The following is an 8798-nucleotide window of genomic DNA, read 5'->3' on the forward strand; positions in this document are numbered from 1 at the left end:
GAGCGGAGCAACGGGAGGAAACACAAAATGGAACGCAGGACATTCCTCGCCACGGGCGCCTTCGCGGCTGCGGCGGTCACAGCCGGGCTAGCCGCGCCCGCCGCCGCGCAGGGCAAGAAGGTGGTGATCGGCGTGTCGATCCCCTCCGCCACCCACGGCTTCATGGGCGGGCTCAACTGGCACGCGCAGGAGACCCTCAAGCGGCTGAAGGCGACCTATCCCAACCTCGAATTCGTGCTCGCCACCGCCGGTGCGGTCGGCAAGCAGGTGAACGACATCGAGGACATGATGGCCACGCGCAACATCGACGCGCTGGTGGTGCTGCCCTTCGAATCCGAGCCGCTCACCAGCCCGGTCAAATCGGTGAAGGACGCCGGCAAATGGGTGACGGTGGTGGATCGCGGGCTGTCGCAGGCCGGGATCGAGGATCTGTATGTGGCCGGCGACAACACCGCCTTCGGGCGCGTGGCGGGCGAGTATTTCCGCGCCAACCTCAAGCCCGGCGCCAAGATCGTCGTGCTGCGCGGCATCCCCACCACGCTGGACAATGAGCGCGTGGACGCCTTCACCGCCGCCGTAAAGGGCTCGGGGATCGAGATCCTCGATATGCAGCACGGCAACTGGAACCGCGACAAGGCCTTCTCGGTGATGCAGGACTACCTGTCCAAGCATCAGCAGATCGACGCGGTCTGGGCAGCCGACGACGACATGGCGATCGGCGTGCTGGAGGCCATCTCGCAGGCGGGCCGTCAGAAGGAGATGTGGGTCGTCGGCGGCGCCGGCATGAAGGAGATCGTCAAGCGGATCATGAACAAGGATCCGCAACTGCCGGTCGACGTCACCTACCCCCCAGCGCTCATCTCCGCCGCATTGGAAATCACCGCACTGCGGTTCGTTTCCGACACGCCGGTCTATGGGCGCTTCATCATCGGCTCGACGTTGATCACGCCGGACAACGCGGCGCAGTTCTTCTTCCCCGACAGCCCATTCTGATCCACCCCGCTGCCAGGCGCGCTCCTCGCGAACCGGGGGGCGCGCCGCCGGTGCCGCACCGATGTTTAGTGGGGCGCGGCACGAAAGCCAGACCTAGATAGCTTCTGGCATTATATATACTCGACACTTCTTGTAGTTATCTGCGATTCCATTGCATCGCAGCAACGAATTGCGCTTGTCATGTTGAGCAATGTCGCACTAACTAAACGCAAAGCTAAACGTGACCGGCCGTGCCGGAACGCGAAGGCCAACCGAGGGGGCAAAGACCCACCTCGTTCTCTGGGAGGAGAGCATGCTGAAGAAGTGGATACCCCTTCTCGGGGTGGCGGCCGTGTGCGGTTCGCTGTCGATGCCGCAAGCGGCCAAGGCCGAACAGCTGACCCTGTGCTGGGCGGCGTGGGACCCGGCCAATGCGCTGGTCGAGCTGTCGAAGGACTTCACCACAAAGACCGGCATCGACATGAAATTCGAGTTCGTCCCCTGGACGAGCTACGCGGATCGCTTCCTCAACGAGCTCAATTCCCGCGGCAAGCTGTGCGACCTGATCATCGGCGACAGCCAGTGGCTCGGCGGCGCCGCCGAGAACGGTCACTATGTGAAGCTGAACGACTTCTTCGCCAAGGAAGGCATCAAGATGGATGACTTCGTGCCGGCGACGGTGGTCGGCTATTCGGAATGGCCGAAGAACACGCCGAACTACTGGGCATTGCCGGCAATGGGCGACGTCGTCGGCTGGACCTATCGCAAGGACTGGTTCGAGCGCCCCGAGCTGCAGAAGGAATTCAAGGCCAAGTATGGCTGGGATCTGGACGCGCCCAAGACCTATGACCAGCTCAAGCAGATCGCCGAATTCTTCCAGAAGCGGGAGATCGACGGCAAGACCATCTATGGCGCCTCGATCTACACCGAGCGCGGCTCGGAAGGCATCACCATGGGCGTGACCAACGTCCTGTACGACTGGGGCTTCATGTATGAGAACCCCAAAAAGCCCTATGACATGAACGGCTATGTGAATTCTCCCGATGCCGTGAAGGGACTGGAGTTCTACAAGTCGCTCTATGATTGCTGCACTCCGCCCGGCAGCTCGAACGTCTACATGGTCGAATCCGCGGACGCGTTCAAATCCGGCCAGGTCGCGATGCAGATGAACTTCGCCTTCACCTGGCCTGGCCTCTACAAGGACGAAAAGGTCGGTGGCGATCGCATCGGCTTCTTCCCCAACCCGGCCGAGAAATACCATTTCGCCCAGCTCGGCGGTCAGGGGATCTCGGTGGTGTCCTATTCGAGCAAGCGCGACGCCGCGCTCGAGTACATCAAGTGGTTCGCCCAGCCCGACGTGCAGGCGAAGTGGTGGCAGCTCGGCGGCTATTCCTGCCTGAAGTCGGTGGTCGACGCTCCCAGCTTCAAGTCCAGCCAGCCCTATGCCACGGCCTTCCTGGAATCCATGGCCATCGTGAAGGACTTCTGGGCCGAGCCGAGCTACGCCGAGCTGCTGCAGGCCATGCAGAAGCGGGTGCATGACTATGTCATCGCCGGCAAGGGCACCGCCAAGGAAGCGCTCGACGACCTGGAGAAGGACTGGACGCAGATCTTCAAGGACGACGGCAAGATCTGACACGGGATCTGACAATCGCCGGCGTTTTCTTTCTCCTCCACGTTGGAGGTGTGGCCCGCCAAGCGGGTCGGCGCGTGGCGGGCCGGGTCGCCCGGGTTCCAGAGCCACGCGCCTTTCCCCTCTCCCCCGCAGGGAGAGGGGCCGCCTGCTCGCCCCTTTCGAGCCTGTAGCTTCGGGCGAGCCCTGTCCGGCCCCATCATCACCTCGGATACGCTTGTGACCGCTTCACACGAGACCTTTACCGACAAGGTGGCAGATGCTGCCATCCGCGCGACTCCCCAGTCCGTCGCGGCCCGCGTGCGCGGCCTGTCCGACAGGGCCATCGCCTGGCTGTTCATCGCGCCGACCATCCTGCTTCTGCTGGCCATCAACATCTTCCCGCTCTTCTGGGCGGTCTATCTGTCCTTCACCAATTACCGGGCCAACCGCCCGAATGCGGTGGTGCAGAATGTCGGGCTCGGCAATTACTCGCGCGTGCTGAACGATCCCGATATCTGGGCGTCGATGCAGACCACCGCGCATTTCGTCTTCTGGACCATCGTGCTGCAGACATTGATCGGCTTCGGCCTCGCCTATCTGATCGACCGGAAATTCCGCGGCCACGCCTTCTGGACCACCCTGATCCTCATCCCGATGATGTTGTCACCGGCCGTGGTGGGCAATTTCTGGCGCTTCCTCTACGAGCCGCAAATCGGGCTGTTCGCCTATGCCGTCTCCTTCCTCAGCGGCGTTCCCACTTCCGAGATCCAGATGCTCGGCAGTGTGAGCCTCGCGCCCTGGGCGATCATCATCGTCGATACCTGGATGTGGACGCCCTACGTGATGCTGATCTGCCTCGCCGGGCTGCGTTCCATTCCCGATTACATCTATGAGGCTGCGGAAGTCGATCGCGCCTCGGCCTGGCGGCAGTTCTGGTCGATCACCGTGCCCATGGCGCTGCCCTTCATCATGCTGGCGGTGCTGTTCCGGGGCATCGAGAACTTCAAGATGTTCGACATGGTGAACCTGCTCACTGGCGGCGGGCCTGGCTCGACCACGGAAGTGGCCTCCATCGCGCTCAAACGCGACGCCTTCGAAGCCTGGGCCACGGGCCGCTCCTCGGCCTTCGCCATCATCCTGTTCGTCGCGGTGTTCGGCCTCGCCAACATCTATGTCAAAGCGCTCAACAAGGTGAAGCAGAGATGAGCTCCGCCAATTCCGCCCATTCGGTCGTCGAACCGAGCGCCACCTCCAAGCGCGTCGCCGCGACGCTTGTCATCGCCTATGCGCTCATCACCATGGTGCCGCTGGCCTGGATCTTCCTGACCAGCATCAAGTCGCCGCCGGACTCGATCTCCTACCCGCCGAAGATCCTCTTCAGCCCCTCGCTTGAGGGGTATTGCAACCTGTTCACGACGCGCACGCGGCAGACGCCGGAATACATCGCCGCGCTGCCCGCACCGGACGGCGTCTGCGATGAGGTGACGCGCGAGCGAAACATGGTGATCGCGGGCCCCTCCAACTTCCTGCCGCGCTTCGCCAATTCGCTCATCATCGCATTCGGGTCGACCTTCCTCGCCGTGCTGCTCGGCACGTTGGCCGCCTACGGCTTCTCCCGGTTCAAGGTGCCGATGGCCGATGATCTGCTCTTCTTCATCCTTTCGACCCGGATGATGCCGCCCATCGCCGTCGCGATCCCGATCTACCTGATGTACCGGCAGCTTGGCCTGTCGGACACCGCGCTTGGCATGATCCTGCTTTACACGGCGGTGAACGTCTCGCTCGCGGTCTGGCTGCTGAAGGGCTTCATCGACGAGATTCCGCGCGAATATGAAGAGGCCGCGATGATCGACGGCTATACGCGGCTGCAGGCGTTCCGGAAGGTCGTGCTGCCGCAGGCCACCACCGGCATCGCCGCCACCGCCATCTTCTGCCTGATCTTCGCCTGGAACGAATACGCCTTCGCCGCGCTGCTGACCTCCGGCAGCGCGCAGACGGCGCCACCCTTCATCCCGACCATCATCGGCGAGGGCGGGCAGGACTGGCCGGCGGTCGCGGCGGGAACGACAATCTTCCTGGTGCCGATCCTCGTCTTCACCATCCTGCTCCGCAAGCAGCTCTTGCGCGGCATCACCTTCGGAGCGGTGCGCAAATGACCGGGACCTCGCTCGACACACCCCGGCCGCGGCGGCCGTTCTTCTTCCGGCGCGGTCCGATGGAGACCATTGCCGTGGCGCTGATCGCGGCCGGCTTCCTGATGCTCTTCCAGCCCTTCCTGCTGGAACTCTACACGTACTCCTTCGTCATCCTGCTGGCCGGCACGCTCATGTTCATGATCGTGTCCAAGTTCCCGGAGTAGCCCCATGGCGGAGATCAGGGTCGATCACCTGCACAAGGCCTTCAGCGAGTTCGTAGCGGTGCGGGACTCTTCCTTCACCGTGGAGGATGGTGAATTTCTTGCGCTGCTGGGCCCTTCCGGCTGCGGCAAGACCACGACGCTGCGCATGATCGCGGGGCTGGAGCTGCCGACCAGCGGTACCATCCATCTCGGCGGCGAAGACGTGACCTTCCGGCGCGCCAGCGAACGCGACATCGCCTTCGTGTTCCAGCTCTTCGCGCTCTACCCGCACATGAACGTGCGAAAGAACATCGCCTTCCCCCTGCTCTCGCAGGGCGTGCCAAGGAGCGAGATCAAGCGTCGGGTCGAGGAAACGGCGAAGCTGCTGCAGATCGACCACATCCTCGACAAGTCGGTTTCCGGTCTCGCCGGCGGCGATCGCCAACGGGTGGCACTGGGCCGCGCCATTGTACGCCGACCCAAATGCTTCCTGATGGACGAGCCGCTCGGCACGCTCGATGCCGAGTTCCGCGACGTGATGGTGCGCGAGTTGCGCGAGCTGCACAACCGGATCGGCGCCACCACGGTCTATGTCACCCATGACCAGATCGAGGCCATGGCCATGGCGGATAAGATCGCCGTCATGAACCACGGCGTGATCGAGCAGTTCGACACGCCGCAGGAGATCTACAACCGCCCGGCCTCCATGTATGTCGCCGACTTCATCGGCTCGCCACCGATGAACTTCATCCGCTTCAACGCCGGGCTGGCGAAAGGCGCAAGCAGCGCACGCATCGGCGAGGCGGACGTGACCATGCCGGAACTGCGCGCGGATGTGATGCCCGGTGAGCTGGCGCTGGGGGTCAGGCCCGAGCATGTTCGCTTCTCCGACGCCTCGCCGCTGCGCGGCGCGATCTATGGCAGCGAGTATCTCGGCACGACGCAGATCGTGATCATCAAGACGGCGGGCGGCACGGTGCGGGCGCGTCTGCCCGCCGAGCAGAGCTACCGCATTGGCGACACGGTCGGACTGGTCTTCGCCAGCGAACGCCTTTCGCTGTTCGAATGCGGCTCGGGCTCCGTGGTCCCGTCCGCCCTGCACGAAGGCGTCGGCATCGGAGGCAATCATCATGGCTGATGTCACGCTGGCGGGCGTCACCAAGAGCTTCGGCGAGAAACGAGCGATCGCCAGCCTCGATCTCACCATCGCCGACGGCGAGTTCGTCGTCCTTCTCGGCCCCACGGGAGCGGGCAAGACGACCACCCTGCGGCTCATCGCCGGGTTGGAAACGCCCGATGAGGGGGTGGTGAGCATCGGCGGCCGACCGGTGAATGGCGAAGGTCCCGCCATGCGCGACGTGGCGTTCGTGTTCCAGCAATATTCGCTCTATCCGCATCTGACGGTCTACGAGAACCTGGCCTTCCCCTTGCGCTCCCCCGCACGGCGGCTGGACAGGGCGACGATCGACGCCAGAGTGCGGCAGGTCGCCGCCATGGTGCGCATCGACCACAAGCTGGAGAACCGCTCCACCCGGCTCTCCGGTGGTGAGATGCAGCGCGTGGCCATCGGGCGGGCGCTGGTGCGCCGGCCGTCGATCTACCTGATGGACGAGCCGCTTTCCTCCCTCGACGCCAAGCTGCGCGGCGAGCTGCGCCTGGAACTCAAGCGAATCCAGAAGGAAACCGGCTCCACCCTGCTCTATGTCACCCATGACCAGATCGAAGCCATGACCATGGCCGACCGCATCGGAATCCTTGCCGAGGGCAAGCTGGTGCAGATCGGCACGCCGCGCGAGATCTACACCAACCCGGCCAATCTTCACGTCGCCGCCCGCCTCGGCCAGCCGCACATCAACCTTCTGCCGGCCGATCTCCTGCCCGGCCCCACGCCCCCGGCGGGCACGCGCACCATTGGCGCGCGGACCGAGCATCTGGAAATCGCCCGTTCGCCCGACGGCAATGCGGAGATCGTCCGGGTGGAGCATCTGGGCGACCAGAACCACCTCCACATCACCATGGGCGCCCACAAGATCACCACGCTTGCGGACCCGGACATGCCGGTCGATGCCGGGGACCGGATCAGCCTGACCTTGAAGCGACCACTCTATTTCGGGCAGGACGGACAGCGCCTCGCGTGACATGACGCGTGCGCGCCCGCCATGCTCCGGCGGAATTCGAACCGTGCCGACAGGAATCGGAAGGCAGCGATGAAACACTTCTTCAACCGCCGCGAAAGCATCGTCACCGAGGCGCTGGACGGCCTGCTGCGCACCTCGCCGCCGGGCATGCTCGCCCGGCTCGATACCTACCCCGATATCAAGGTCGTGCTGCGCGCCGACTGGGACAAGTCGAAGGTGGCGGTGGTCTCGGGCGGCGGGGCCGGACACGAGCCCTCCCATGCCGGCTTCGTGGGACGCGGCCTGCTCACCGCCGCCGTGTCGGGCGAGATCTTCGCATCGCCCAGCGTCGAGGCCGTGCTGGCGGCCATTCGCGCGGTCACCGGCGCACCGGGATGCCTGCTGATCGTGAAGAACTACACCGGCGACCGGCTCAATTTCGGCCTTGCCGCCGAGCGCGCCCGCGCCGAGGGCTATGACGTCGAGATGGTGATCGTCGCCGACGACATCGCCTTGCCTGAGATCGACCAGCCGCGCGGCGTGGCCGGCACGCTGTTCGTGCACAAGATCGCCGGCCACCACGCCGAGGCCGGGGACGACCTTGTTGCCGTTGCCACGGCCGCCCGCGCCGCGGCCGCCGACATCGTCTCGCTCGGTGTGTCGCTCGCCTCCTGCTCGATCCCCGGTCAGGCGCATGAAGCGCGCCTCGGCGCGAATGAGGGCGAGCTTGGGCTGGGCATTCATGGCGAACCGGGGGTCGAGCGCATCCCGTTGCTGGCGGCGGAGGCGATCACCGCCCTCATGGCGGACCGTCTCGCCGCAAGGCTGGCGCCCGGCGCCGATTACGCTCTGCTGATCAACAATCTCGGTGCCGTCCCGCCGCTGGAAATGAGCCTCATCGCCGACGCGGTGCTGCGTTCCGTATTCGGCAGGCAGGTGAAGCTGGTCATCGGCCCGGCGGCGCTGATGACCGCGCTCAACATGAACGGCTTCTCGCTCTCCCTGCTGCGCCTCGACGCCGCGCGCGAGCGGGCCCTCGGTGCAAGCGTGGAGCCCCTCGCCTGGCGGCCAGCGGTCGAGATAGGCGAGGTTCTCGTCCTGCCGCCGCCGGCGACGCGGCGCGAGGCGGACCCGGCGGCCAGCCCCGACGCGGCCTCCGAGGCTGTCATCCGGGCGGCCTGCGCCACGCTCATATCGCTTGAGGAGGAACTGAACCGCCTCGACGCGCGCGCCGGTGACGGCGATACCGGCTCCACCGTCGCCACCGGCGCCCGGGCGGTGGAGGCGCGCCTCGCCGCGCTGCCGCTCGCCGACAGCGCGGCCACTCTTCATGCCCTTGGCGAAACACTCGGACAGGCCATGGGTGGGTCGAGCGGCGTGCTGATGTCGATCTTCTTCACCGCCAGCGCCAAGGCGATGCGCGAGACCGCCGACCTGCCCCTCGCACTGCTTGCCGGCCTCGATCGCATGACCTTCTATGGGGGAGCGGGTCTAGGCGCGCGCACCCTGGTGGATTCGCTGGAGCCTGCACTGAAGGCTCTGTCGAAGGGCAGCCTTGCGGACGCGGCGCAGGCGGCGCATCAGGGCGCGGAGGCGACCAAGGCGATGACGCGGGCGCGTGCCGGCCGGGCCTCCTATGTCGGCGCGCGCGATCTCGAAGGCTCGCCCGATCCCGGCGCATTTGCCGTGGCGCGGGTTTTCGAGGCACTGGCCCGGCTGGGGTAGGAACGTGGCGACGACACAGGGAGTGGAGAGC

At 65.3% G+C, this 8798-nt stretch carries 8 protein-coding genes; all 8 read left to right on the top strand.

Features of this window, described 5'->3' with window-relative positions:
• Positions 1–27: 27 nt before the first annotated feature.
• The 8 genes from G3A50_RS21470 to G3A50_RS21505 all read left to right on the top strand — a co-directional run bounded on the left by G3A50_RS21470 (position 28) and on the right by G3A50_RS21505 (position 8767).
• Complete coding sequence (locus G3A50_RS21470; RefSeq protein ID WP_163077129.1) at positions 28–993, top strand: ABC transporter substrate-binding protein; 966 nt, start codon at positions 28–30, stop codon at positions 991–993.
• 292 nt (positions 994–1285) lie between these two features.
• The gene (locus G3A50_RS21475) at positions 1286–2608 is read left to right on the top strand and encodes an ABC transporter substrate-binding protein (RefSeq protein WP_163077130.1); all 1323 of its coding nucleotides are present in this window, start codon (positions 1286–1288) and stop codon (positions 2606–2608) included.
• A gap of 216 nt (positions 2609–2824) precedes the next feature.
• The gene (locus tag G3A50_RS21480; RefSeq protein ID WP_163077131.1) at positions 2825–3793 is read left to right on the top strand and encodes a carbohydrate ABC transporter permease; all 969 of its coding nucleotides are present in this window, start codon (positions 2825–2827) and stop codon (positions 3791–3793) included.
• Positions 3790–4743, top strand: a complete 954-nt coding sequence (locus G3A50_RS21485; protein ID WP_163077132.1) for a carbohydrate ABC transporter permease — start codon at positions 3790–3792, stop codon at positions 4741–4743. The genes G3A50_RS21480 and G3A50_RS21485 overlap by 4 nt, the downstream gene beginning before the upstream one ends.
• Positions 4740–4946: a hypothetical protein gene (locus G3A50_RS21490; protein ID WP_163077133.1), complete on the top strand. Its 207-nt coding sequence runs from the start codon at positions 4740–4742 to the stop codon at positions 4944–4946. Before G3A50_RS21485 ends, G3A50_RS21490 begins: the two co-directional genes overlap by 4 nt.
• A gap of 4 nt (positions 4947–4950) precedes the next feature.
• Complete coding sequence (locus G3A50_RS21495; protein WP_163077134.1) at positions 4951–6063, top strand: ABC transporter ATP-binding protein; 1113 nt, start codon at positions 4951–4953, stop codon at positions 6061–6063.
• The gene (locus G3A50_RS21500) at positions 6056–7063 is read left to right on the top strand and encodes an ABC transporter ATP-binding protein (protein ID WP_163077135.1); all 1008 of its coding nucleotides are present in this window, start codon (positions 6056–6058) and stop codon (positions 7061–7063) included. Before G3A50_RS21495 ends, G3A50_RS21500 begins: the two co-directional genes overlap by 8 nt.
• A gap of 69 nt (positions 7064–7132) precedes the next feature.
• A complete protein-coding gene (locus tag G3A50_RS21505) occupies positions 7133–8767 on the top strand; it encodes a dihydroxyacetone kinase subunit DhaK (protein WP_163077136.1) in 1635 nt (544 codons plus the stop codon).
• Positions 8768–8798: the final 31 nt, after the last annotated feature.

The organism is Ancylobacter pratisalsi, assembly GCF_010669125.1.
GTDB lineage: Bacteria > Pseudomonadota > Alphaproteobacteria > Rhizobiales > Xanthobacteraceae > Ancylobacter > Ancylobacter pratisalsi.

What these genes read in the sequence shown, in the direction of transcription:
- G3A50_RS21490 (WP_163077133.1), top strand. Translation starts at nt 4,740, where the DNA reads ATGACCGGGACCTCGCTCGACACACCCCGGCCGCGGCGGCCGTTCTTC.
- G3A50_RS21485 (WP_163077132.1), top strand. Translation starts at nt 3,790, where the DNA reads ATGAGCTCCGCCAATTCCGCCCATTCGGTCGTCGAACCGAGCGCCACC.
- G3A50_RS21495 (WP_163077134.1), top strand. Translation starts at nt 4,951, where the DNA reads ATGGCGGAGATCAGGGTCGATCACCTGCACAAGGCCTTCAGCGAGTTC.
- G3A50_RS21470 (WP_163077129.1), top strand. Translation starts at nt 28, where the DNA reads ATGGAACGCAGGACATTCCTCGCCACGGGCGCCTTCGCGGCTGCGGCG.
- G3A50_RS21500 (WP_163077135.1), top strand. Translation starts at nt 6,056, where the DNA reads ATGGCTGATGTCACGCTGGCGGGCGTCACCAAGAGCTTCGGCGAGAAA.
- G3A50_RS21505 (WP_163077136.1), top strand. Translation starts at nt 7,133, where the DNA reads ATGAAACACTTCTTCAACCGCCGCGAAAGCATCGTCACCGAGGCGCTG.
- G3A50_RS21475 (WP_163077130.1), top strand. Translation starts at nt 1,286, where the DNA reads ATGCTGAAGAAGTGGATACCCCTTCTCGGGGTGGCGGCCGTGTGCGGT.